The organism is Bradyrhizobium sp. 197, from assembly GCF_023073375.1.
In the GTDB taxonomy this organism is placed as follows: Bacteria; Pseudomonadota; Alphaproteobacteria; order Rhizobiales; family Xanthobacteraceae; genus Bradyrhizobium.
The window spans coordinates 173,605-198,137 of record NZ_JADPJJ010000024.1 but is presented as its reverse complement, the minus strand read 5'-3'; the positions used below and the strand labels follow the sequence as shown (position 1 = coordinate 198,137).

Here is a 24,533-nt window from a genome sequence, read left to right as displayed (position 1 = left end):
AGGGAACGACATGAACAAGGTGCCAAGGTCACTCTTGCTGCTGCTGGTCACCGCGCTGGTGCCAATGGCCATTCTGCTTCAGCCGGCCTGCCTGAAAGCACAAACTGGGAAAAACTCCACGGGCGATGCACAATTCGTCCGACGGCCACTCCCGCAAGTGAACGAAAAAGACCGAATGAACGCCTGGACGGTCGGCCTTGCCGGCGGCCTGCTCGAGGGCGCGCCGATCCGTCTCGCCGCAGAAATGGCCCGGGTCGTTGACGACGGTGCAGACCTGCATCTGCTCCCGATCGTCACTCGAGGCGCTACCGACAATCTTAATGCGCTGCTCTATTTGCGTGGTGTCGATACCGCCATCATCAATTCCGACGCGCTCGATGAATACAAGCTTCAGGTACCGCAGATCCAAAGTCGCATCACTTATCTGCTCAATCTTTTCCCGTCTGAGCTGCACATTTTCGTGCGACCGGAGATCACAAGCCTGCAGGATCTTGCCGGCAAGAAAGTGAACTTCAATACCCAGGGCACCGCAGCCGCCTATTCAGGACCGCTGATCTTTAGCCGTCTCGGCATCGAGATCGACAAGGCGTTCATTCCGCATCAAGTTGCCCTGGAGCAGATGCGCAAAGGAGAGATGTCGGCCGTCGTGTTCATCACATCGAAACCCGTCGACGCCTTCGTGCGCGGCCGCTGGGAGGCGGGCTTCAAGTTTCTCCCTGTCCATTACGACAGGAAGTTCGAGGACTATTATCTGCCCGCGACCTTGGACGCAAATGAGTACCCCAATCTGATCAAGCAGGGTGAGCGGGTCTCGACCATCGCGGTGCCGACAGCACTTGTTGCGTTCAACTGGCCGCCGCGCTCGAACCGCTATCAACGCGTGGCGCGCCTTGTCGAGTACCTGTTCTCGCGCGTCGATCGCCTGCAGGCGCCGGGCTTTGACCCGAAATGGCGGTCGATCAATCTCGCGGCAACCGTCCCCGGTCTCGCCCGCTTCCAAGCCGCGCAGGAATGGCTAGACCGCAAAGCGCGCAGCGCACAGGCGCCGCCATGAAGGCTGCTGCTCCTCCACTCGCCGTCGCCTTCAACATTGCCTGCGGAATCGCGTACGCGCAAAGCACGAGCGATTCCATGGAAACACTTGGGGCATGTTCGGCGACGAAGGGATCAGCGCAGCTGGAGTGTGTGCAAGATTTATCACCTAGGAGCCCACCGCCTGGACGGCGCGGGACGGATGATAGCTGGCTGGTCAGCGAGACCACATCGCCGGTCGACTATTCACCGGTCGTCACCGCCACTACCTCTTCTGTCAGCGGCCCGAACGGCGCCGCGATGCAACTCGCGATCCACTGCCGCAAAGGTCGCACGGAAGTCATGATCGCGGGACCGGCGCTCTCACGCGGCGCCCACGAATATGCTGTCTCTTATCGACTCAATGCGGATCCGCCAATTCAACTTGCGGCCGCCTCGCCGTCGTTCGGGTCTGGAATCGCTTTGGGAGGCGATGCCGTGCAATTGCTGAAGTCATTGCCCGATGACGGTAGCATCATTGTGCGTCTTTCCAGCCGCACCGGCGCAGTGCAAGAGGGACAGTTCCGGCTCGGCGGATTCAAGAACGTGCGTGAAAAAATGGCGGCTGCGTGCAAATGGCCACATAGCGTCGCCAGACCAGGAGGGTGATGGTCATGGAGCGGGGAGAAACAAGATGATCAGTCTGAAGTCGGCAATCGCAGTCATCGGCGGCTTGGCGATGATGTTGCTGGTCGGGCCAAACGTCCAGGCCGAGTCGGACAACCATATGATCCCGCAGGCGAGTGAGAGCGTAGCGAGCAATCAGAAACACCCGGGCGGACACAGGCAGGCGAGAAAGCCGGCGCAGAATCAAACAATTAACCGGGCCCCCGCGAGTGAGACGCGGCTGGCTCAAGCAACAAAACCCGAGATCGCCAATAAGTCGCATCGGCTGATCCTGCAAGTGAATTCCAACGAACCCGCGATGATGAACTTGGTACTCAACAATGCAACCAACGTCGCGCAATACTACCGCGAGCTCGGTGAGGCTGTGTCGATCGAAGTCGTCACCTTTGGCCCTGGCCTTCACATGCTGCGCGATGACACTTCGCCGGTAAAGCCGCGCATCGAGGTGCTCGCGATGAGCCATCCCGAAATTTCTTTCAAGGCCTGCGGAAACACCCAGGAAAATATGCGTAAGGCGGAGAACAAGGACATCAACCTGATTGCTCAGGCGACGGTTGTTAAATCCGGCGTCGTCCGCGTTATGGAGCTGCAGGAGCAGGGCTGGAGCTACATCAAACCGTGAGGTCACGCGAAAACACCAGCGTCAGATTATTCGCCGGCATGTCGATCGTATCGACGAGGCGAAGACCTGCGCCGCGTGCGAGGCTCTCGACGTCGCTGATGTCGCGCACGCCCCAGTCGGGATTGCCTTCACGCAAGGATGTGTCGAACACGGCATTGCTGAGCGCGGTGTGCTTGCCGTCGCGCTTGAAGGGGCCGTAGAGCAACAGCTTGCCGTCGGCCCGCAAATAGCGGCCGGCGCCGGCGAACAGGCCCTCGGCGACCTCCCATGGCGCTATGTGGATGACATTGGCGCAGAACACGGCGGCAAGATTTGTCGGCCCCTGCCCGCCCGTCATCTCCGGACACCAGTCGGGATCCGTGAGATCGATCCGCAAGGGCGAGCGGATGTTTTGCAGGCCGGCATGAACGCGCCAGGCCTCGATGCTCTTGAGGTGGCGCTGGTTGAGATCGCTGGGCCACCAGATCAGGCCGGGCGTGTGGCGGGCGAAGTGGACCACGTGCTGCCCGGTTCCGCTGCCGAGCTCGACCACGTCGCCGGTGCAGCCGGCAAGATGCTTTTCCAGTACCGCCCAGAGCGATTCGTGATTGCGATGAAACGCGGGTGCATCGAGGCGGCCATCCGACTCGACCCGCCCGCCGTCCCTGCCAAATTCGACGACATATTCAGCCAATTGAAGTCCCCGGAAAAGAAGAAGCAGACGAAAACGCGATCAGAGCCAAGCGCCCGAGAAAAAATGACTGGCCCCAACAGGCCCTACGGACGAACTAGCTCCTTAAGTTGCAATGCAGAAGATATTAACTCCATTTTGCGGCCTGCATAGTCTTGATTGTCAGAACGAGCCGGGTGTGCTTTTGAGCACTATCTTTGGTACACCAGATCATGTTTCGGGACGACGCCTTGACCGCCTTTCCCTGCAAACCCGCCCTGCTCGTTGCGCTGGCCGCCTTGGGGCTCTTGGCGGCCGCGACCCCGGTGCGGGCGCAATCCGCCGTGACCGAGGGCCAGAAACTCGCTTTCGACCGCGGCAAGGGCAATTGCCTGACCTGCCACGTCATCAAGGGTGGCGACCTGCCGGGAACGATTGGGCCGGAACTGAAGGATCTCAAGGCCAAGTACCCCGATCGCAACGAGCTGACCGCCATCATCTTCGACGAGACCAAGCGTAATCCGCAGACCATGATGCCGCCGTTCGGCCGGAACCGGATTTTGACCGAACAGGAGATCAGCGCGATCGTTGATTTCCTGCAAACCCTGTGACCGCCGGCACGCCAGGAGACCTGAGATGACCGCACTCACCGGCCCACGCGCGACGCGGCGCCTGATCCTCCAGGGCGCGGCCTCGGTCGCGCTGCTCGGCCTCGGCAATCTGCCGTTCGCTCCCGCGCGCGCCGCGACCAACGACAAATATCCGGAAGAGGCCTTCAGGCAGAAGAGCGAAGCGGACGCCATCAAGGCGCTCTACGGCAGGACCGCCGAGCCGTCCGACAAGGTCAAGCTCGACGCCCCCGAGATCGCCGAGAACGGCGGCGTCGTGCCGATCTCGGTGACGACGACGCTCGACAAGGTCACCTCGATCTCGTTCTTCGTGGCCGAGAATCCGAGCGCGCTGGCCGCGAGCTACAAGATTCCCGAAGGCACGATCCCTGGTGTCGCCAACCGCCTGAAGATGGCCAAGACCACCAACGTCGTCGCAATCGTGGAGGCCGACGGCAAGCTCTACAGCGCGACCAAGGAAGTCAAAGTCACCGTCGGCGGCTGCGGCGGCTAAGCGAGGAAGTTCGACATGGCATCCAGCATTCGCGTCCGCGCCACCGCCAACGGCGACATCACAGAGGTTCAGGCGCTGATCCAGCATCCCATGGATACCGGCTTCGTCAAGGATGCCAAGGGCGAGTTGATCCCCGCGCATTACATCCAGGAGCTGAAGTTCGAATGTAACGGCAAGGACGTCTTCGTCGCCGATTGGGGCACCGCCATTTCCAAGGACCCCTACGTCAAGTTCAGCTTCAAGGGCGCCAAGAAGGGCGACGATCTCAAGATCTCCTGGACCGACAACAAGGGTGGCTCGGACACCACCACCGCGAAGATCGCGTGATGAAGGCCCGCATCTCTCTCCTGCTTGGTTCGTTGAGCGCCGCGCTCGTCGCGTTCGCCCTCGCCTCTCCGCGTGTGGTCGCGGCCGACAAGGTCGATCCCGTTGCCGATGCGAAAGCGTTCCAGAACTTCTTCTTCCAGAAGTTTCCGACCGTGAAGCACGAGGATTTCGTCAACGGTCCTTATTCCATGAACGAGGACATGAAGCGGCAGTGGCAGGAGAAGGAGGAATTCCCGCCTTACGAGTTCGCGCTCGACGCCGGCAAGGAAATGTTCGCGACCCCGTTCAAGAACGGCAAGACCTATGCCGATTGCTTCCCGAACGGCGGCATCGGCGTCCGCCAGAACTATCCTTACTTCGACGAGAAGGAAGGCAAGGTCGTCACGCTGGAGCTGGCGCTCAACCGCTGCCGCGAGGCCAATGGCGAGGCGCCCTATTCCTACGTCAAGGACGAGATGGCCTCGCTCACGGCGTACATGGCCTTCACCTCGCGCGGCAAGCCGATGGACATCAAGATTCCCGATGATCCCCGCGCGCTCGCGGCGTTCGAGAACGGCAAGCGGTATTTCTACACCCGACGTGGCCAGATGAATTTCTCCTGCGCGAGCTGCCATGTGCAGAGCCCGGGCGAGCGCATCCGCGCCGAGATCCTGGCGCCGGCGCTGGGCATCTTGAACGCGATGCCGATCTACCGCTCCGAATGGAGCGGTATGGGCACGACCACCCGCCGCTTCGTCACCTGCAACAGCCAGACCCGTGCGGTTCCGCTGGAGCCGCAGGCGGACGAATATCGCGACGTCGAGTATTTCCTGTCCTACGTCGCCAACGGTCTGCCGATATCAGGCCCGGGAGCGCGGCCATGAAGCGGTCACTTCCTCTCGCCATGCTGCTCGCCTTGGGCCTCGCGCCGGCGGCGCGCGCGGCAAATGAGGCGGATTACAAGACGGCCTATTCCGCCGCCGAAGCCGCGTCGAAGGAGGCCGCCAGCTTGCGTCACCAATGGACCGTGACCGTCTCGGCGCTGGCCGCCGCGAAGAAAGCGGGCGATGGCGGCGATTTCGACCGGGCCGTCGCCGCAGCCAAGCAGGCCGAGGCGCTGGCGAAGGCCTCGATCTTCCAGGCCATTTCCGAAAAAGAAGCCTGGAAGGCGATGGAAATCCGCTAGACTGTTCGCTCGTGCAACAGCCTTGCGACCATTAGAGGGCGCGGAGAATTTCTGGATGGCGATCCGCCGCCGCGATTTCCTGAAGAATGCTGGGCTCGCCGCCGCATCGCTCAGCCTGCCGCGGCTTGCGCGCGGAGCCGAGGCCGCGAGCATTTACGACCTCGAACGGTTCGGCAATGCGCGCATCCTTCACCTCACCGACACGCATGCGCAGCTCAATCCGGTCTATTTTCGCGAGCCCAGCGTCAATATCGGCATCGGCGAGATGGCGGGACGGCCGCCGCATCTGGTCGGCCGCGCCTTCCTCGAACGTTTCGGCATCCGGCCCGACAGCGCGGATGCCTATGCCTTCAGCTGCTTCGAGTTCGAGAAGTCCGCAGGCCGCTTCGGCAAGCTCGGCGGCTTCGCCCATCTGAAGACGCTGATCGATCGCCTGCGCGGCGATGCCGGCGAAAAGCACTCCGTGCTCGTTGACGGCGGCGATCTCTGGCAAGGCACGGGGCTCACCAACATCATGCAGGGCCGCGACATGGTCGAGGTCGCAAACCTGCTCGGTATCGAGGCGATGACCGGGCATTGGGAATTCACCTATGGCGAGCAGGCGCTGCGCGACAATCTCGGGCGCTTCAAAGGCGAGTTCCTGGCGCAGAACGTTTTTCTCACCGAGGAAGCCGCATTCAACGACGCGCCCGCCTTCGACAAGGCGACGGGGCGCGTGTTCAAGCCCTCGGTGATCAAGGAGCTAGGTGGCCATCGCGTCGCGATCGTCGGCCAGGCCTTTCCATACGTGCCGATCGCGCATCCCAAACGGTTTACGCCGGACTGGACCTTCGGCATCCGCGAGGAAGAGCTCCAGAAGCATGTCGATGGCTTGCGCCGCACCGACAGGGTCGACGCAGTCATCCTGCTGTCGCACAACGGCATGGACGTCGATCTCAAGCTCGCAAGCCGCGTCACCGGCATCGACGTCATTCTCGGCGGCCACACCCATGATGCGATCCCGCAGCCGATCGCAGTAAAGAACGCGAGCGGCACCACGCTCGTCACCAACGCCGGCTCCAACGGAAAATTTTTGGCCGTGCTCGACCTCGCGCTCGACAAGGGCAAGGTCAGCGACGTCAAATATCATTTGCTGCCGGTCTATTCCGAGCTGTTGAAACCCGATCCCGGGATGGCCGAACTGATCGGCCGGTTGCGGGCGCCCTTCGTCACCGACTGGTCGGAGAAGATCGCAACGCCCGACCGCCTGCTGTATCGCCGCGACAATTTCGCCGGCCCGGTCGACGAGCTGATCTGCACCGCGCTGCGCAGCGAACTCGATGCCGAGGTCGCGCTGTCGCCGGGCTTCCGCTGGGGCGTCACCGCGCTGTCCGGCCAGGCGCTGACCATGGAGGATTTGCTTGCGGAAACCGCGATCAGTTATCCCGAGACCTATGTGCAGGAGATGACCGGCACGCAGATCAAGGACGTGCTGGAAGACATCTGCGACAATCTCTTCAACGCCGATCCCTATTACCAGCAGGGCGGCGACATGGTGCGCGCCGGCGGGCTCCGCTACACCTGCACCCCGACGGCTGCGATCGGCAGGCGCATCTCCGAGTTGAAGCTCAATGGCGGCAAGGCGGTTTCCGCAAACCACCGCTACAAGGTGGCGGGCTGGGCCTCCGTCAATGGCCAGCAAGGCGCGCCGGTGTGGGAGGTCGTCGCCAAACATCTGCGCTCGGGCCGGATGTTACAGGAGCGGCTCGGCTCCGGCGTTACGCTGAAAGGCGTCGAGGGCAATCCAGGTATTGCAGGACAGGGATGATGCGATCGCAGATCTTATCCGCGATGCTGCTGGCGCTGCTCGCCTTCGCTACCACGCCTCTCGCTTACGCGCAGCAGGTGCCGCTCCAGGACAAGCCGTTCGCGGAGCACAAGGTCGTGTTGCAGCTCTCCGATGGCGATGCCAAGAAGCAGGCGCTGGTGCTGAGCGTCGCCAACAATTTGCTGAAGGCCTACGACCCCGACAAAATTGCGATCGAGGTGGTGGCGTTCGGTCCCGGCATCGATCTCCTGTTGTCAGGCAGCGAGCGCCGCAAGCAGGTCGAGAGCCTGATCGCGCAAGGCGTACGCTTCGACATCTGCCTCAACACCGTCGACACCATCGAGCGGGAGACGGGCAAGCGGCCGGAGTTCATTCCCGCGGCGACACCGGTGCAAGTCGGGGTCGGGCAGATCCTGTTTCTGGCGGAGAATGGGTACACATTGGTGCGGCCGTAATCTTTGGCGGGCGCGCGGGCCGGCATGGTTCGAGACGCGCCGTAAGGCGGCGCTCCTCACCATGAGGATCGAGGACTTCCCCGCGAAGACGCCCTCATCCTGAGGGCCCGCCAAAGGCGAGCGTCTCGAAGGATGGCCACAGCGAGGCCGCCGCGAACGGTACGTAAAATATTATTCCCTATTTACTCCCGACACAGTGACTTGCTTCTCTTTTCAGCCCATGGCGTAGTAGAAACTGGAATTAGCTCACGCCGGGTCTTGCCATGATCTTCCGCCAGCTCTTCGACAGTGTTTCGGGTACCTACAGCTATCTTCTGGCGAGCCGCCCCGGCGGCGAGGCGCTGATCCTCGATCCCGTGCTGGAGAAGGTCGACCGCTACTGCCAGCTGCTGCGCGAGCTCGACCTCAAGCTGGTCAAGGCGGTGGACACGCATCTGCACGCCGACCACGTCACCGGCCTCGGCGAGCTGCGCGACCGCACCCATTGCATGACCGTGATGGGCGACCAGACCAAGGCCGACGTGGTGGCGATGCGGGTTGCCGACGGCGACAAGGTGACGATCGAGGGCCTGTCGCTCGACGTGATGTACACGCCCGGCCACACCGACGATTCCTATTCCTATCTGATGGGCGACCGCGTCTTCACCGGCGACACGCTCCTGATCCGCGGCACCGGTCGCACCGATTTCCAGAACGGATCTTCGCGCGCACAATACGAGTCGATCTTCAATCGGCTGCTGAAGCTGCCGGACGAGACGATGGTGTTCCCGGCGCATGACTACAAGGGCGACACCGTCTCCACCATCGGCGAGGAGAAGCGCTACAATCCGCGGCTCCAGGTGCGCTCGGTCGACGACTATATCGAGCTGATGGCCAATCTGAAGCTGCCCAATCCGAAGATGATGGACGTCGCAGTGCCCGCCAACATGCATGTCGGCCTGCATCAGGAGGAGCTCGAGAAAGAGGGCCGCGCGCTCAGCGCCGTCGAGGCGATCCGCTCGCTCGGCCGGCCCGACATCCTGCTGGTCGATTTGCGCGAGACCAATGAGCGGATGAAGCACGGCATGCTCGAAGGCGCGCTGCATACGCCCTATCCATCCATTGAAGACAGCCTCAAGCCCGGCGGCATGCTGCGCGAGGTCGCGGCCGCCACCGGCCGCCGCGTCGTGTTCTTCTGCGCCTTCGGCGAACGCTCGGCGATGGCTGTGGCCGCCGCCAAGGAGACCGGGCTCACCAACACCGCGCATATCGCCGGGGGGATCGATGCCTGGAAGAAGGCCGGCGGGCCGGTGGTGCACTGACGACGGCCTCGCCGCCATTCTTGAGATAGATCAGGAACCGCCCATATAGTCGGGCTAGGACGGATGCAGCATCACCATCCGGGAGTAGCCATGGCCAAGATCGGCAAGCCGAGCGAGCCGCCAAAGACGAAGACCAAGACGGCCGAGAACAAGGCAAAGCAGCCTCCGCCCCCGCGCGAGATCGACGACGATTACGAAGACGGCGATTTTGCTACACCGAAGCGTGATCGCCATGGGAATGACGATGAGCCGTTGTGAGGGGGTGATGTTCGCCCTACGACCGCTGAATGATCGAGATCGCAGCCAGTCACCTCTGCTACCTGCCATGCGCCTGCGTTCATGGACAAATAACCGCTGTCCCCGATAATTTGCGCGTCTCCAAATGACGTGAAACGGAACTGCAATGGTTGACGTTCTTGCCGCACCGCAGCAAGGCAAGGCGGACAGCGCGCTACGCACGCTGACCGGAATTTCGATCGCGCATTGGGTCAGCCATTTCCATCTGCTGGTCCTGCCGATGCTGTTCCCGTTCCTGAAAAGCCAGCTCGGCGTCGGCTATGTCGAGCTCGGCTTCGCGCTTACCGTGTCCGCCGTGGTATCGGGGCTGACGCAGGCGCCGACCGGCTATCTTGTCGACCATTTTGGCGCGCGAAAGATCCTGCTCGGCGGCCTCACCCTCGGCGGGATTGCGCTGATCCTGCTCGGCCTGCACCTGAGCTACACCTCGTTGATCGCCTGCGCCGTGCTGCTCGGGCTCGCCAACAGCGTCTACCATCCCGCCGATTACGCCATCCTCGCCGAGCACATGGACGAAGCGCGGATGGGCCGTGCGTTCTCGATCCACACTTTTGCCGGCTATTTTGGTGGCGCGGTCGCACCCGCAATCGTTGCTGCTCTCGTCACGGTGTCTGGCGGTGGCGGTGCGCTGATCGCATCGGGCGCGATCGGTGTTCTGGTCGCGCTGTTGCTGGTGGCCATGAACATTCCCGATGCCGGCGCGCACAAATCAAAGCCGGGCAACGAGAGCGCATCGAAGCAGGCCGTCATCACGCCGGCGCTGATCACGCTGACAGCGCTGTTCATGCTGCTCAGTCTGTCGGTGGCCGGCATCAACAATTTCGGCGTGGTGGCGCTGATGAGTGGCTATGGCGCGACCTATTCCGCAGCCAATGTCGCGCTCACCGCGTTCCTCGGTGCAAGCGCCGTCGGCGTGCTCGCGGGCGGCTTCCTCGCCGACCACACCGAGCGCCACGGCTATGTCGCCGCCGCCTGCTTCGCTGCGAATGCGCTGATCGTGCTGCTGATCGCGCTGGTGACGCTGCCCGGCTGGATCCTGACGGCCGCGATGATGATGGCGGGCTTCCTCTCCGGCGTGATCGCACCCTCGCGCGACATGCTGGTGCGCAATGCAGCTCCTCCCGGCGCGGCAGGCCGCGCCTTCGGCATCGTCTCCACCGGCTTCAATCTCGGCGGCATCGTCAGTCCGCTGTTGTTCGGCTGGATCATGGACCAGAGCGCGCCGCATTGGGTGTTCGGGGCGTCCGTGATCTTCATGCTGGCGACGGTGGTGCTGTCGCCGTTCACGGAGCGGAAGCGGCAAGCCAAGGCGTAGCTGCAACGCCGGGACGACAAGAAACAACAACAAACCGGGAAGAAACACCATGAGCAACCCTGATCTCGTGATCCGCGGCGGCACGGTCGCAGATGGAAGCGGCGGCGAGCTGTTCGAGGCTGACATCGCCATCACCGGCGGCAGAATCAGCAAGATCGGAAAGGTCGCTGCAAAGGGACAGGAAGAGATCGACGCGCGCGGCAAGCTCGTCACGCCGGGCTTCGTTGACGTTCACACCCATTACGACGGCCAGGTCACCTGGAGCCAGGACATGACGCCGTCCTCGCAGAACGGCGTCACCACCGCGATCATGGGCAATTGCGGCGTCGGCTTTGCGCCGTGCAAGCCCGCCGACCACACCCGCCTGATCCAGCTCATGGAAGGCGTCGAGGACATTCCCGAGCCCGTCCTGAGCGCCGGCATCCCCTGGGCATGGGAGAGCTTTCCGGATTACATGGAATGGCTCTCCAAGCGCGATTTCGACATCGATGTCGGCGCGCAGCTGCCGCATGCGGCGCTGCGGGTCTATGTCATGGGCGAGCGCGGCGCGCGCCGCGATCCTTCTACGGCGGAAGACAATGCGGCGATGGCAAAGCTCGCGGGCGAGGCGGTGCGCTCGGGCGCGCTGGGCTTCTCGACCTCTCGCACCCTCAACCACCGCACCTCGACCGGCGATTTCACGCCGACGCTGAAGGCCGGCGAGGACGAGCTCACCGCGATTGCGGGCGCGATGCATCGTGAGGGACGCAGCGTTCTGCAATTCGTGCTCGATCTCTCCACCATCGACGAAGACTTGCCGATGATGCTGCGGGTGGCTGACACCACGAAGTGCCCGATCTCGTTCTCGATCACGCAGAACGACAAGGCGCCGCAGCGCTGGCGCCGGACGCTGGACGAGATCAATGCGGCAGCGAAGCGCGGCCTCTCGATCACCGCGCAGATCGCCGCGCGGCCCGTCGGCCTCCTCCTCGGGCTCGAGCTGTCGCGAAACCCGTTCCAGACCCATCCGAGCTACAAGGCGATCGCGCATCTGCCGCTGAAGCAGCGGCTGGCGCGGTTGCATCAAAGCGAGGTGCGCGAGGCAATTTTGAGCGAGACGGCGACCGCGACCGACGATCCGCTGTTCTTCCGTCCCAACTACGACAAGATGTTCTTGCTCGGCGATCCCCCCGATTACGAGCAGCCGCCGGAGAACGCGCTGGGCCCGCAGGCGCGCAAGCAGGGCCGGCAGCCGGAGGAGCTCGCCTATGAGGCGATGCTGTCGGACGACGGCCGCGGCATGCTTTACGTGCCGTTCCTCAATTATGCCGACGGCAATCTGGACGCGACGCGCGAGATGCTGATCGATCCGCAATCGGTGCCCGGCCTCTCCGATGGCGGTGCGCATTGCGGCATCATCTGCGACGCGAGCTTTCCGACCTATCTGCTGACGCACTGGACACGTGACCGCAAGCGCGGCGAGAAGCTGACGATCCCGTTCGTGGTCGCCGCGCAATCGCGCAAGACCGCGCTCTCGGTCGGCCTCACCGATCGCGGGCTGATCGCTCCCGGCTATAAAGCCGACGTCAATGTAATCGACTATGACCGGCTGCATTTGCATCCGCCGAAGGTGCATTACGATCTGCCGGTCGGCGGACGGCGGCTGTTGCAGGATGTCGATGGTTATGAGGCGACGATCGTGTCGGGCATGGTGACGCGACGGCAGGGCGAGGCCACGGGAAGACGGCCGGGGAAGTTGATTCGGGGTGCGCAGGGGATGCAGTAGCGCTAAGGCGCGGAGGCGCTGCCTCTATCTCCGGTGTCGTCCCGGCCTAGTGGGCAATTGCGCACGAGGCCGGGACGACAGTGTTGGTTGGAACGAGCAGCGCGCTCCTTACGTCGCCGACACCGCGCTCTTCAGCGGCGCAGCTTGCGGGGCTGCACTACCGGTCAGCCTGGCCCTTTCCGTGTTCGGCCAGAGCAGAAGCAGCCCGAGCAGACCGGAGCCGACCATGACCGCCGCGTTGATGGTGAAGCCGGTCATGTAGCCGTCGAGCATGCTGCCGGAGCGCTGGATCACGGCGCCCATGACGTTCGGCGCGATGATGCCGGAGAGCGTGTAGAGCGCGCCGTAGATCGCGAGGATCGCGCCGCGCTGCGACGTCGGCGTGAACTCGCCGAGCATCGGCGGGCAAACGACATAGATTGCGCCGCACAGGCCCGAGCCGACGACGAGTAGCGCGATCTGCAAGCCAGCGCCCTGCACATGCGGCATCGTCGCCAGGATCAGACCGCCGATGATCAGCGGCACCGAGCCGAGCACGCCGCGCGAAATGCGCGTGGTATAGCCGCGCGCATTCATCACCTGCGAGATCCAGCCCGTGAGAATAACGATTGTGGCGCCGAACACCCAAGGCAGGATCGAGACGAAGCCGGCCTGGCTCTGCGTGAACCCAAGACCCTTGACGATGAATGGCGTGAACCAGGTGAGGCCGAGCGACAGCGCCCAATAGGCGCCGAAGGTCGCGATCACGCAGCCGAGAAAGGTGCGTGAGGTCAGAAGGCGCAAGTAGGGGATTTTCGGTTGGGTCGCTGCCAGAGCCTGCGTATCCTCCAGCGGGCCTTCCTGGCCGAACGCGAGCCAGGCACAAACCCACATCAGGCCGACGACGCCGAGCGCGCCGAAAGCATAGTGCCAGGAATGGTTGACGATGATCCAGTTCAGCGCCGGCACCGCGAGGATCACACCGAAGGCCGAACCTTGCGACAGGATCGCGGTCGGCAGCGTCCGCTTCTCGTCGGGGAACCATTTATAGATCGCGTGCGCGGCGACCGAGAAGGCGGGGCCTTCGCCGGCGCCCAGCACGATGCGGCAGATCAAGAACGTGGTGAACGAGACGGTGCCGACCATCGGAAACTGCGCCAGCGCCCAGACCACCGCCAGCGCGAGCAACACCCAGCGTGTCGGCACCTTGTTGACGATGAAGCCGACTACGATGGCGGAAATCGAGAACAGGAAGAAGAACGAGGAGCCGAGCAGACCAAACTGCTCCGGCTGGAGATTCAGGTCTGCCATGATCGGCACGCCGGCGAGGCCGACGACGATCTTGTCGGCGAAGTTTACCAGCATGAACAGAAACAGCAGAAAGGTGACCGTCCAGGCTCCCTTTGGCGTCCCCGTCGTCTTGCCCGCCACCGCTGCCGTTCCCTGAGCGCTCATGATTCTCCCCCCGTCGTCTTTTTGGCACTTTTTTGATTTGACCGTCGTGGGAGCTAACAACGGCTTCGAGACCAACGCAACCCGGCATTTCCGGAGCAAGTGTGCTACGCAGCAATTCCGCTAATTCCGTCCGGCGCCATTCATCGTGCTGAGCATTCGAAACCTCTCCAAGACGTTCTCTTCGGCCGGCGAGCCGGTCCATGTGCTGCGCGGCGTCGATCTCGACCTCAAGGCCGGCGAACGGGTCGCGCTGACCGGCGAATCCGGCAGCGGCAAGAGCACGCTGCTGCACCTGATCGCGGGGCTCGATGCCGCCGATGGCGGCACGATCCGGCTGGAAGGCACCGAGGTCACCAAGCTGTCTGATGCGGGGCGTGCAGGCCTGCGGCGCGATCGGATCGGCCTGGTGTTTCAGCAATTCAATCTGATCCCGTCGCTCTCGGTCGCGGACAATCTCGCCTTCCAGGCGCGGATCGCCGGCCGGCATGATGCAGCCTGGTCCAGGGAGCTGATCGAGCGGCTCGGGCTCGACAGCCTGCTCAAGCGTTATCCAGAACAATTATCAGGCGGGCAGCAGCAACGGGTCGCGATCGGCCGTGCGCTGGCGACAAAGCCCTCGCTGCTGCTGGCGGACGAGCCGACCGGCAATCTCGACGAGGCCACCGCCGAGGACGTGCTGGCCCTGACGCGCGATCTCGTCACGCGCACCGGCTGCGGCTTCCTGATGGTGACGCACAGCCTGCATCTAGCTGCGACACTCGATCGCCAGGTCATCCTGCATGCAGGCCGGATCGCATGAGGCGCGCGCTCTGGATCCTCGCCGTGCTGCTCAGCCATTGGCGGCGCCACAAGATGCAGTTCGCGACGCTCCTGATCGGGCTGATTTCGGCAACCGCGCTGTGGAGCGGCGTGCAGGCGATCAACCAGCAGGCACGCAACGCCTATGACCGCGCCGCGGCGACCTTCGGCGGCGCGCGCACCGCGATGCTGGTCGCACCTGATGCCGCGACCTTTTCGCAGGAGCTGTTCGTCAAGCTCCGCCGCGCCGGCTGGCCGGTTTCGCCGATGCTGGAGGGACGGGTCCAGGTCAACGGACGCTCGGTGCGATTGCTCGGGATCGAGCCAGTGACGCTGCCGGCGGATGTCGGCAACGCGCCGCGCCTCGGTGCTTCGGATCTCGGCAGCTTCATCGCGCCGCCGGGCCAGACGCTGGTGGCGCGGGAGACGCTGAGCGATGTGCAGGAGCAGGAAGGCGCGGCACCACCGATCAGCAACGGCGCAAAACTGCCGCCGCTGCGCGTGCTGCCGCAGCTCGTGCCCGACGTGCTGGTGGTCGATATCGGCGTGGCGCAGCGGCTGCTGAACAAGCCGGACCAGATCTCGCGGCTTCTGATCGGTAAACCGAAGGGCAAGCCCGCGCCATTGGCGAGCGTCGTCGGCGACCAGTTGCAGCGGGTCGAGCCGAATGCGGAGACCGAGCTGGAGCGCCTCACCGACAGCTTTCATCTCAACCTCACCGCGTTCGGCCTGCTGTCGTTCTTCGTCGGTCTCTTCATCGTCAATTCGGCCGTCGGTCTCGCCTTCGAACAGCGGCTGCCGATGCTGCGCACGCTGCGGGCCTGCGGCGCCTCGGCGCGACTGGTCAACACCGTGCTGGTGGTCGAGCTGGTGGCACTGGCGCTGGTCGCCGGCCTGATCGGGCTGGTGTGCGGCTATTTCATTGCCGCCGCGCTGTTGCCCGACGTCGCGGCGTCGCTGCGCGGGCTCTATGGCGCGCAGATCCCGGGACAGCTCACGCTGCGCTCCGAATGGTGGCTCGCGGGTATCGGCATCAGCATTGCCGGCGCGCTGGTCGCGGCCGCGACCAGCCTGATCAAGGCGGTCAGGATGCCGGTGCTGGCGACCGCGCAGCCGCGCGCCTGGCAACAGAGGCAGCGCCGCTGGCTGATCCTGCAGAGCGGGGCTGCATGCGCCGTGTTCGCGGTCGCGCTGCTGCTGCTCCAGTACGGACAATCGCTGATCGCGGGCTTTGGCGTGCTGGCAGCACTGATGCTCGGCGCGGCCCTGATCCTGCCGGCCTTCCTCGAACTCATCCTGCTCGTCGGTCAGCGTTGTGCACGAAAACCGCTCGCGCTGTGGTTCTGGGCGGACAGCCGGCAACAGCTCTCCGGGTTGTCGCTGGCGCTGATGGCGCTGCTGCTCGCGCTCGCCGTCAATGTCGGCGTCTCCACGATGGTGGAAACGTTCAGCCGCACTTTCGTCGGATGGCTCAACGGGCGGCTCGCAGCCGACGTCTACATCAGCGCCTCCGACAATGCGAAAGCCGTCGCGATCCGCAACTGGCTGAAGGAGCGCCGCGATGTCCAGGCGATCCTGTCGGGCGGGCGTGCCGAGACGCAAGTGCAGGGCCAGCCGGTGGAGCTGTTCGGCCTGCCCAACCACGCGCTCTATCGCGAGCGCTGGCCGTTGTTGGAGGCCGCGCCACGCGCCTGGACCCAGCTCGTGCCCGGCAATGCCGCCTTCATCAGCGAGCAGCTGAGCCGCCGCCTCAACGTCCGCGTCGGCGATGTCTTGGAGGTGCCGGCGCCGGGCGGGACCTGGGAGCTCGACATCGTTGGCATCTATGCCGACTACGGCAACCCCAAGGGCCAGCTGGCGGTGAATGTCGCGGCGCTGATCCGGCAATTTCCGCAGACGCCGCAGACGCGGATCGGCCTCATTGTCGCCAGGGAGAATATCCCCGGCCTGATCGCAGCGCTGCAGAAGCAATTTGCGCTCGACGACCGCAGCGTCGCCGACCAGGCGACGGTGAAAGCGGAATCGATCCGCATCTTCAACCGCACCTTTGCCGTCACTTCCGCTTTGAATGCGTTCACGCTCGGCGTCGCCGGGATTGCGCTTCTGACCAGCTTGCTGACACTGGCGAACTCGCGCCTGCCACAGCTCGCGCCGCTCTGGGCAATCGGCATCACGCGGCCTCGCCTCGCCGCGATCGAATTGACCAAGACGCTGTCGACCGCGCTGTTCACGTCGCTCTTGGCTGTGCCGCTCGGACTGTTGGTGGCGTGGTGCCTGATCGCGATCGTCAACGTAAAAGCGTTCGGCTGGCGGCTGCCGTTCCACGTGTTTCCGCTGCAATTGGTCGAGCTGGTCGCGGTCGCGCTGCTCGCCGCGTTGCTTGCCGCCCTGCTGCCGATGATCCGACTGGCACGGATGCAGCCGGCGAACCTCGTCAAGGTGTTTGCCAATGAACGCTGACAGGATTTCGCGGCGCACTTTCGCCGGCGGCATCGCCGCGCTCGCGGCTGTTCGCCGCGCCAGCGCGCAAGGTTATGCCGGGCTCGGCGGGACGGCCGACGGCTTTGCGAAGGTAACGCCCGGGAAAACGTTCGCCTTTCCGAACGATCACGGGCCGCACCCGGAGTTTCGTATCGAGTGGTGGTATCTCACGGCGAATCTCGTCGATGCCGGCGGCGCGGCTTGCGGCCTGCAATGGACGCTGTTCCGCCAGGCAGCGCAGCCGGGACCGCAAGGCGAGGGCTGGGCCAATCAGCAAATCTGGATGGCGCATGCCGCGGTGACGCGCGCCGACACCCACCGCTTCAGCGAACTGTTTTCGCGCGGCGGTGTGGGCCAAGCCGGCGTCACGGCAAAGCCGTTTGCGGCCTGGATCGACGATTGGGCGATGAACGGATCCGAGCGCATCGGCGACCGAACCCTGGCGCCGCTGACGCTGAAGGCCTCGGGTGCCGATTTCAGTTACGCGCTGACGTTAGAGGCCGATCGTCCCTTGATATTGCAGGGCGATGGCGGCTACAGCCGCAAGTCGGAGCGCGGGCAGGCCTCCTACTATTACAGCCAGCCGTTCTATCGCGCCCGCGGCAGGCTCACCATCGACGAAAAGACGCTCGATGTTTCCGGCCAGGCCTGGATGGACCGCGAATGGAGCAGTCAGCCGCTCGACACCGACCAGACCGGCTGGGACTGGCTGTCGCTGCATCTCGCGTCGGGCGACAAGCTGATGCTGTACCGGCTGCGCCAAAAGGGCGGCAAGGATTATCCGTTCGGCAACTGGATCAGCGCCGCCGGCGACACGCAAATGATCGCGGGCAACGACATCCAGATGAGTCCGAGGGCGACCGCCGAGGTCGCGGGACGCAAGCTGCCGGTGGAATGGCAGATCGCGATCCCCTCGCGATCGTTCTCGATCCTCTGCAAGCCGCTCAATCCAAAAGCCTGGATGGGGACCGGCTTCTCCTATTGGGAAGGGCCGATCAGCTTTGCCGGCACGCATGACGGCGTTGGCTATCTCGAGCTGACCGGGTATTGAACCGGGACCTCTTCGAAGGGATTAGCGATGTATCACCTCACCGGCCTCGTCACGCTGCTGGCGATCCTGTTCTACTTCTTCACAGCCATGAACGTGTCACGCTCGCGCACCAAAACCGGCGTCAAGGTGCCGGCAATGTCGGGCCATCCGGATTTCGAGCGCGCGTTCCGAATCCAGATGAACACGCTGGAATGGATGCCGATCTTCCTGCCGGCTCTTTGGCTGTTCGCGATCTATATCGGCGACGCGATCGCAGCGGGAATCGGCGCGGTCTGGATCGCCGGTCGTATCGTCTATTTCATCGGCTATTCAAAGGCCGCCGCAAAACGCGGCCCGGGCTTCATGATCCAGGGCATCGCCGCGATTGCGCTGTGGGCGGGGGCGCTGGGAGCCCTGGTATTGCGGCTGGTGGGCGACAGCGTGAAGTAGCATGGGCCCCGGCTCTGCGGTGCACCGCCGAGAGGCGCTGCACCGCGTCCGGGACACAAGAAGCCTACTTCGTCAGCGGGCAGCCGCTTTCCTTGGCGGTGAAGAATGCCTGATCGCCCGGAACAACCGCGAGCTGCTTGTAATAGTCCCACGGCTTCTTCGACTCCGAGGGCTTTTTGACCTCGAACAGATACATGTCGTGGACCATGCGGCCGTTCTCCAGCACCTTGCCCTTGGCGAAGGCGTCGTCGACCGGCAGCTCCTTCAGCTTCTTGGAAACCGCTTCAGTATCCTTTGTGCCGGCCGCCTTGACCGCCTTCAAATAGCTCAGCGTCGCGGAATAGGTGCCCGCGTGGATCATGCTCGGCATCCGGCCGGTGCGCTTGAAAAAGCGTTCGGAGAAGGCGCGCGTGGTGTCATTCTGATCCCAATAGAAGCCTTCGGTCAGGACCAAGCCTTGTGCCGCCTGCAGGCCTAGACCGTTCACCTCGGCGAGAGTCATCAGGAGACCGGCTAGCTTCTGGCCACCCTGCACGATGCCGAACTCGGCCGCCTGCTTGATCGAGTTGGTCGTATCCTGGCCGGCATTGGCGAGACCGACGATCTTCGCCTTCGAGCTCTGCGCCTGAAGCAGGAAGGAGGAGAAGTCCGAAGAGTTGAGCGGCACGCGCACTGAGCCGACCACCTTGCCGCCATTATGGATGACGATCTCGCTGGTGTCCTTCTCGAGCGCGTAGCCGAACGCATAGTCGGCAGTGAGAAAGAACCAGGTGTCGCCGCCGGCCTTGGTCAGCGCGCCGCCGGTGCCAACCGCAAGCGCATGGGTGTCGAAGGCCCAGTGGAAGCCGTAGGGCGAGCATGCAGCGCCGGTGATGCTCGAGGAAGCCGCACCGACCACGATGTCGATCTTCTTCTTTTCCTTCGACAATTCCTGCACGGCCAGCGCCACCGACGACGTCGTCAGTTCCGTGATCATGTCGACGTTGTCGGTGTCGTACCAGCGCCGCGCGATGGAGGTGGCGAGATCAGGCTTGTTCTGGTGATCAGCGGTGATCATCTCGACCTTCTGGCCGAGCACTTCGCCACCAAAATCCTCGATCGCCATCTTGGCAGCTTCGACCGAGTATTTCCCGCCGTAGTCGGCATAGACGCCGGACTGGTCGTTGAGAATGCCGATCTTGACGCCTTGCGCGAAGGCTGGCGCCGCCAGCAGCAACGCCGACGTCGCGACAGCGGCCAAAAGTGCTGATTTCATAGGTTAGCTCCCAGCAGTGTTCTGTTTTGAAATCGCGCAGATATTAGTGAAGAACCCCGCGCCTGCCCATCCATTGCATGTTGGTCGTTAGTATGAAGGGCGGCACCATAATGCGCCGTCATCCAGGCTTTCGCAGGGACGACGCTGTGGGAACATCACGCCACGACCTCGGACTTCTTCTCGTTCTTCCCCTCCGCCAGATTCCTCACCACCACGTAGAAGATCGGCGTGAACAACAGGCCGAACAAGGTGACGCCGATCATGCCGAAGAACACGGCGACGCCGACGGCTTGCCGCATCTCCGAGCCCGAGCCGGACGATATCACCAGCGGCAGCACGCCAAGGATGAAGGCAAAGGACGTCATCAGGATCGGCCGCAGGCGCAGGCGGCAGGCGTCGATCACGGCTTCCAGCCGCGGCTTGCCTTCCTTCTCGATGTCACGGGCGAACTCGACGATCAGGATCGCGTTCTTTGCCGCCAACCCAACCAGCACGACGAAGCCGATCTGGGTGAGGATGTTGACGTCCTGCCCCATGATGCGCACGCCGATGGTGGCGGCGAGCAGGCACATCGGCACGATCAGGATCACCGCGAACGGCAAGGTCCAGCTGCCATATTGGGCGGCGAGCACGAGATAGACGAACAGCACGCAGATCGGGAACACCAGCAGGCCCGCATTGCCGCCGGTGATTTGCTGGTAGGAGAGGTCGGTCCATTCGAAGGTGAAGCCGCTCGGCAAGGTATCGTCCGCGAGCTTCTTGACGGTGTTGAGCGCGGTGGTCGAGCTCACGCCCGGCGCTGGCTCGCCTTGGAGCTCGGAAGCTGCATAGAGATTGTAGCGAGCGACGCGGTCAGGGCCGGAAACATCCTTGAAGTCGACCACGCTGCCGAGCATCACCATGTCGCCGGAGGCGTTGCGCGTGCGCAGCCGCGCGAGGTCGCTGGGCTCCTTGCGGAACGGGAAATCAGCCTGCGCAGTGACGTGATAGGTGCGGCCGAACAGGTTGAAGTCGTTGACATAGGTCGATCCGAAATAGGTCTGGATCGTGTCATTGATGTTGGCAATGGGAACGCCGAGCTTCTGCGCCTTGGTGCGATCAATGTCGACGAAGAGCTGCGGCGTGTTGGCTGAGAACGGCGAGAACACCGTCGGAGCGAGCAGCAAGGGCGATTTGCGCGCCGCGGCGACGAGTTCGTCGGTCGCGGCCGCGAGCATCTCCGGCCCGCGGCCTTGCCTGTCCTGGATGCGGATGGTGAAGCCTCCGCCAGTGCCGATGCCGGGCACGGCCGGCGGCGGAATCACGATGATGAAGGCGCCCTGGATCGCAGCGAGGCGTTTGCGCAGCTCGCCGGTGATGGCGTTCGCGGACAGGCCCTTCTTCATCCGCGCCTCCGGCTCATCGAATACCGGAAACAGCGCCGCCGCGTTGCCAGCCTGCGTGCGCGTGGCGCCGGAGAAGCCGGCGAAGGCGGCGACGCGGACGATGCCGGGCGTATCCAGCGAGATCCGCTCGATCTCGCGCACGACCTCGGTGGTGCGCGCCAGCGAGGCCGCGCCCGGCAATTGCACGGAGATAATGACGTAGCCGCGATCCTGCGCCGGAATGAAGCCCTGCGACGTGGTCGCGATCAGCCAGCCAGCGCTGCCGATCAGCACGACATAGATCAGGATCATCACCACCGAATGCCGGATCACGAAATTGGCGAGGCCGGCATAGCCATGCGCGAGACGGTCGAACACGCGATTGAAGACGCCTGTGAAAGCGTTCCAGCCGCGTGCGAGAAGGTTCCAGCGCGCCGGCGGCCGCTTCTCCTCGTGCGGAACGAGCAGAAGCGAGGCCAGCGCCGGCGACAGCGTCAAGGAGCAGAAGCAGGAGATTGCGGTCGCAACCGCAATGGTGACGGCGAATTGCTGAAAGAATTGTCCGGAAATACCACCCAGGAACGCGGTCGGGACGAACACCGCGCACAGCACCAGCGCGATCGACACCAGTGCGCCGCCGACCTCCTCCATGGTCTTCAGCGCGGCGTCGCGCCGGCTCATGCCGTGCTCGAGATGTCGCTCGACATTCTCGACCACCACGATGGCGTCGTCGACCACGATGCCGACGGCGAGAACGAGACCGAACAGCGTGAGATTGTTGATGGAGAAGCCGAGCGCCGCCATCACCGCGAAGGTACCGACCAGCGAGACCGGAATCGCGATGATCGGTATGATCGCGGGCCGCCATCCTTGCAGAAACACCAGAACCACGATGACCACGAGCAACATGGCCTCGTAAATGGTCTTGATCAGCTCGTGGACGGACTGCGCGATAAACTCGGTCGGGTTGTAGCCGATATTGAAGTCGAGGCCCTTCGGAAAGCTTTCCTTCAGCTTCGTCATCGTGTCCGAGATGTTTTTCGCGGTCGCGAGGGCGTTCGATCCCGGCCGCTGCGTCACCAGCATGGCGACCGCCGATTTGCGCAACAGGAAGCTGTTGGTGGAGTAGGCCAGCGCACCGAGCTCGATACGCGCGACGTCGCGCAGGCGTACCGTACGGCCGTCGGAGCCCGCCTTGATCAGGATGTCCTCGAACTGCTTCTGGTCCTTCAGGCGCCCCGTGAAGGTGAGGTTCGGCTGGAAGGCGCGGTCGGAAATCGGCGGTTCGGCGATCTGGCCACCCGCGATCTGCACGTTCTGCGCGCGGATCGCGGCGAGCACTTCGGCCGAGGTCAGGCCGAGATTGGCGATTCGATCCGGGTCGAGCCAAAGCCGCATCGAATAGTCACGCGCACCAAAAATCTGGATGTCGCCGACGCCGTCGATGCGCAGCAGCTGGTCACGGACCTGGAGCAGCGCGTAATTCGAGATGTAGAGCTGGTCGAAGGTGTCGTCGGGCGACAGCATGAACACGACCATCAGGATGTCGGGCGAGTTCTTGCGCGTGGTGACGCCATTGCGCTGCACTTCCTCCGGCAGACGCGGCTGCGCAATCGCGACGCGGTTCTGCACCAGCACCTGGGCCTTGTCGAGATCGGTGCCGAGCTTGAAGGTGACGGTGATGGTGAGCTGGCCGTTCGAGGTCGCCTGGCTGTAGAGATACAGCATGTCCTCGACGCCGTTGATCTCCTGCTCGATGGGAGCTGCGACCGTGTCGGACACGGTCTGCGCGGAGGCGCCGGGATATTGCGTGGTGACGACGACGGTCGGCGGTACCACTTGCGGATATTCGGAGACCGGCAGCGTGGTATAGGCCAGCGCGCCGACGATCAGCAGCACGATCGACAGCACCATCGCGAGGATAGGCTGATTGATGGAGAGACGGCCGAGATTCATGATTTGTCACCCGGCTTGCCACCGGCCGGCGCAGTCTGCGGCGCGACCTTGGCGCCGACACGGGCGCGCTGGATGCCGTTGACGATGACGCGATCGTCGGGCTTCAGGCCTTCACGGATCACACGCAGGCCTTCATCGAGCGGCCCAAGCGTCACAGGACGTGCCTCGACGGTGTCATCAGGCTTCACCACGAACACGATCTTGCGGGACTGGTCGGTCGCGACCGCGACGTCCGGAATCAACAACGCCTCATAGGGCGCGCTGCCGATCAGCCGGACACGGCCGAATTGGCCGGGCAAGATCGAGAGATCGGTGTTCTTGACCACGGCGCGGCTGCGCAACGTGCCGGTCGAGACATCGAGGCGGTTGTCGAGGAAGTTGATCGAGCCCTCATGCGACGGCTTGGTCTCGCCGGCGAGCGTCACCTGCACCGGGTTCGCGGTATCGCGCGAGCTGGGGCGGCGACCCTCGAACCACAGCTTGCTGTATTTGATGAAGGTCGCCTCATCCATGTCGAAATAGATGTAGATCGGGTCGAGCGTCACGATCGAGGTCAGCAGCGTCGACGAGCCGTTGTCGCTGCCCTGCACGAGATTGCCGGGGCTGACGAGATGGCGGCCGACGCGGCCGGTGAGCGGCGCAGTCACATGCGTGAACTCGATGTTGAGTCGCGCGGCCTTGAGTGCGCCTTCGGCCTGCGACACCGCGGCGTGTGCCCCCTGCAAGGCCTGGCGGCGCTGGTCGACGACCTGCTCGGAAACCGCGCTGGTCTGAACCAGGCTCAAGCCACGGTCGAGCTCGCGCTTGGCAAGCTCCACCTTGGCGCGTGCGTCGGACAGCTGGCCGTCCGCCTGCTCGGCCACCGCCTCGAACGGACGCGGGTCGATGACGTAGAGCAGATCGCCCTGATGCACGATGGCGCCGTCCTGGAACTCGACGGAGTTGACGAAGCCGCCGACGCGGGGGCGCACCTGCACCTCCTCCGTCGCCTCGAAGCGGCCGGTGAATTCGTCCCAATCCGTGACGGTGCGCTTGACCGGCTGGGCGACGGTCACCGGCGCGGGCGGCGGTGCACCCGCCTGCGACGTCGGCTGGCCGCAACCGGCGAGAGCGAATACCGCAACGAGAAGCCCGGCGATCGCGCGAGGTCGAGGCGAAACGAGATCGTGCATTTTGACAAACTGCTCGCTTCCGTCCGGTCCACTCATTCCAGGTCCTCGCCTAAAAGCCGCGGAAAAGGCA

General features: G+C 63.8%; 23 protein-coding genes. 18 read left to right on the top strand and 5 right to left on the bottom strand.

Annotated elements, in window-relative coordinates:
- Positions 1-10 precede the first annotated feature (10 nt).
- The 3 genes from IVB27_RS06320 to IVB27_RS06310 are packed head-to-tail and all read left to right on the top strand — an operon-like array spanning position 11 to position 2,320.
- Complete coding sequence (locus tag IVB27_RS06320; protein ID WP_247442189.1) at positions 11-1,054, top strand: TAXI family TRAP transporter solute-binding subunit; 1,044 nt, start codon at positions 11-13, stop codon at positions 1,052-1,054.
- Positions 1,051-1,680 carry a hypothetical protein gene (locus tag IVB27_RS06315; protein WP_247442188.1) on the top strand — a complete coding sequence of 210 codons (630 nt, stop codon included), beginning with the start codon at positions 1,051-1,053 and terminating at the stop codon, positions 1,678-1,680. Before IVB27_RS06320 ends, IVB27_RS06315 begins: the two co-directional genes overlap by 4 nt.
- A 25-nt stretch (positions 1,681-1,705) precedes the next feature.
- The gene (locus tag IVB27_RS06310) at positions 1,706-2,320 is read left to right on the top strand and encodes a DsrE family protein (RefSeq protein ID WP_247442186.1); all 615 of its coding nucleotides are present in this window, start codon (positions 1,706-1,708) and stop codon (positions 2,318-2,320) included.
- On the opposite strand, the gene IVB27_RS06305 is transcribed toward IVB27_RS06310, so the two are convergent.
- Positions 2,310-2,993: a DUF938 domain-containing protein gene (locus IVB27_RS06305; RefSeq protein WP_247442185.1), complete on the bottom strand. Its 684-nt coding sequence runs from the start codon at positions 2,991-2,993 to the stop codon at positions 2,310-2,312. The two genes, IVB27_RS06310 and IVB27_RS06305, sit on opposite strands and share 11 nt — an antisense overlap.
- A 227-nt stretch (positions 2,994-3,220) precedes the next feature.
- Between IVB27_RS06305 and soxX the strand changes: the two genes are divergently transcribed.
- From soxX to IVB27_RS06250, 11 genes are all read left to right on the top strand, one after another.
- Positions 3,221-3,580 (top strand): sulfur oxidation c-type cytochrome SoxX, encoded by a 360-nt coding sequence (gene soxX, locus IVB27_RS06300; RefSeq protein ID WP_456651830.1) that lies wholly within the window; start codon positions 3,221-3,223, stop codon positions 3,578-3,580.
- Positions 3,581-3,605: 25 nt separating this feature from the next.
- Positions 3,606-4,091 carry a thiosulfate oxidation carrier protein SoxY gene (soxY, locus tag IVB27_RS06295; RefSeq protein ID WP_247442183.1) on the top strand — a complete coding sequence of 162 codons (486 nt, stop codon included), beginning with the start codon at positions 3,606-3,608 and terminating at the stop codon, positions 4,089-4,091.
- 15 nt (positions 4,092-4,106) lie between these two features.
- Positions 4,107-4,418 carry a thiosulfate oxidation carrier complex protein SoxZ gene (gene soxZ / locus IVB27_RS06290; RefSeq protein WP_247442181.1) on the top strand — a complete coding sequence of 104 codons (312 nt, stop codon included), beginning with the start codon at positions 4,107-4,109 and terminating at the stop codon, positions 4,416-4,418.
- Entirely contained in the window at positions 4,418-5,281 is an 864-nt protein-coding gene (soxA, locus tag IVB27_RS06285) for a sulfur oxidation c-type cytochrome SoxA (RefSeq protein ID WP_247442180.1), read from the top strand. The genes soxZ and soxA overlap by 1 nt, the downstream gene beginning before the upstream one ends.
- Entirely contained in the window at positions 5,278-5,583 is a 306-nt protein-coding gene (locus IVB27_RS06280; protein WP_247442178.1) for a hypothetical protein, read from the top strand. Before soxA ends, IVB27_RS06280 begins: the two co-directional genes overlap by 4 nt.
- A 55-nt stretch (positions 5,584-5,638) precedes the next feature.
- Positions 5,639-7,390 (top strand): thiosulfohydrolase SoxB, encoded by a 1,752-nt coding sequence (gene soxB, locus IVB27_RS06275; RefSeq protein ID WP_247442176.1) that lies wholly within the window; start codon positions 5,639-5,641, stop codon positions 7,388-7,390.
- Positions 7,387-7,845: a DsrE family protein gene (locus IVB27_RS06270; RefSeq protein WP_247442174.1), complete on the top strand. Its 459-nt coding sequence runs from the start codon at positions 7,387-7,389 to the stop codon at positions 7,843-7,845. The genes soxB and IVB27_RS06270 overlap by 4 nt, the downstream gene beginning before the upstream one ends.
- 263 nt (positions 7,846-8,108) lie before the next feature.
- The gene (locus IVB27_RS06265) at positions 8,109-9,146 is read left to right on the top strand and encodes an MBL fold metallo-hydrolase (RefSeq protein ID WP_247351811.1); all 1,038 of its coding nucleotides are present in this window, start codon (positions 8,109-8,111) and stop codon (positions 9,144-9,146) included.
- Positions 9,147-9,236: 90 nt separating this feature from the next.
- Entirely contained in the window at positions 9,237-9,404 is a 168-nt protein-coding gene (locus tag IVB27_RS06260; protein ID WP_247351809.1) for a hypothetical protein, read from the top strand.
- Positions 9,405-9,549: 145 nt separating this feature from the next.
- On the top strand, positions 9,550-10,758 hold the full coding sequence (locus IVB27_RS06255; protein ID WP_247442172.1) for an MFS transporter: 1,209 nt from the start codon (positions 9,550-9,552) through the stop codon (positions 10,756-10,758).
- A gap of 49 nt (positions 10,759-10,807) precedes the next feature.
- Entirely contained in the window at positions 10,808-12,523 is a 1,716-nt protein-coding gene (locus tag IVB27_RS06250) for an N-acyl-D-amino-acid deacylase family protein (RefSeq protein WP_247442170.1), read from the top strand.
- 108 nt (positions 12,524-12,631) lie between these two features.
- Here IVB27_RS06250 and IVB27_RS06245 read toward each other — a convergent pair whose 3' ends face one another.
- Complete coding sequence (locus IVB27_RS06245) at positions 12,632-13,957, bottom strand: MFS transporter (RefSeq protein WP_247442168.1); 1,326 nt, start codon at positions 13,955-13,957, stop codon at positions 12,632-12,634.
- Positions 13,958-14,102: 145 nt separating this feature from the next.
- Here IVB27_RS06245 and IVB27_RS06240 point away from each other — a divergent pair, with 145 nt between their 5' ends.
- The 4 genes from IVB27_RS06240 to IVB27_RS06225 are packed head-to-tail and all read left to right on the top strand — an operon-like array spanning position 14,103 to position 18,716.
- On the top strand, positions 14,103-14,756 hold the full coding sequence (locus IVB27_RS06240; RefSeq protein ID WP_247442166.1) for an ABC transporter ATP-binding protein: 654 nt from the start codon (positions 14,103-14,105) through the stop codon (positions 14,754-14,756).
- Entirely contained in the window at positions 14,753-17,215 is a 2,463-nt protein-coding gene (locus IVB27_RS06235) for an ABC transporter permease (RefSeq protein WP_247442165.1), read from the top strand. The genes IVB27_RS06240 and IVB27_RS06235 overlap by 4 nt, the downstream gene beginning before the upstream one ends.
- Complete coding sequence (locus tag IVB27_RS06230; RefSeq protein WP_247351797.1) at positions 17,205-18,287, top strand: lipocalin-like domain-containing protein; 1,083 nt, start codon at positions 17,205-17,207, stop codon at positions 18,285-18,287. Before IVB27_RS06235 ends, IVB27_RS06230 begins: the two co-directional genes overlap by 11 nt.
- Positions 18,288-18,314: 27 nt before the next feature.
- Positions 18,315-18,716: an MAPEG family protein gene (locus IVB27_RS06225; protein WP_247442163.1), complete on the top strand. Its 402-nt coding sequence runs from the start codon at positions 18,315-18,317 to the stop codon at positions 18,714-18,716.
- Positions 18,717-18,780: 64 nt separating this feature from the next.
- Here IVB27_RS06225 and IVB27_RS06220 read toward each other — a convergent pair whose 3' ends face one another.
- The 3 genes from IVB27_RS06220 to IVB27_RS06210 form a co-directional block, all read right to left on the bottom strand.
- Positions 18,781-19,971 carry an ABC transporter substrate-binding protein gene (locus tag IVB27_RS06220; RefSeq protein ID WP_247351793.1) on the bottom strand — a complete coding sequence of 397 codons (1,191 nt, stop codon included), beginning with the start codon at positions 19,969-19,971 and terminating at the stop codon, positions 18,781-18,783.
- A 155-nt stretch (positions 19,972-20,126) separates the two neighbouring features.
- Positions 20,127-23,291 carry an efflux RND transporter permease subunit gene (locus IVB27_RS06215; RefSeq protein WP_247351791.1) on the bottom strand — a complete coding sequence of 1,055 codons (3,165 nt, stop codon included), beginning with the start codon at positions 23,289-23,291 and terminating at the stop codon, positions 20,127-20,129.
- Positions 23,288-24,499, bottom strand: a complete 1,212-nt coding sequence (locus tag IVB27_RS06210; protein WP_247351789.1) for an efflux RND transporter periplasmic adaptor subunit — start codon at positions 24,497-24,499, stop codon at positions 23,288-23,290. The genes IVB27_RS06215 and IVB27_RS06210 overlap by 4 nt, the downstream gene beginning before the upstream one ends.
- Positions 24,500-24,533: the final 34 nt, after the last annotated feature.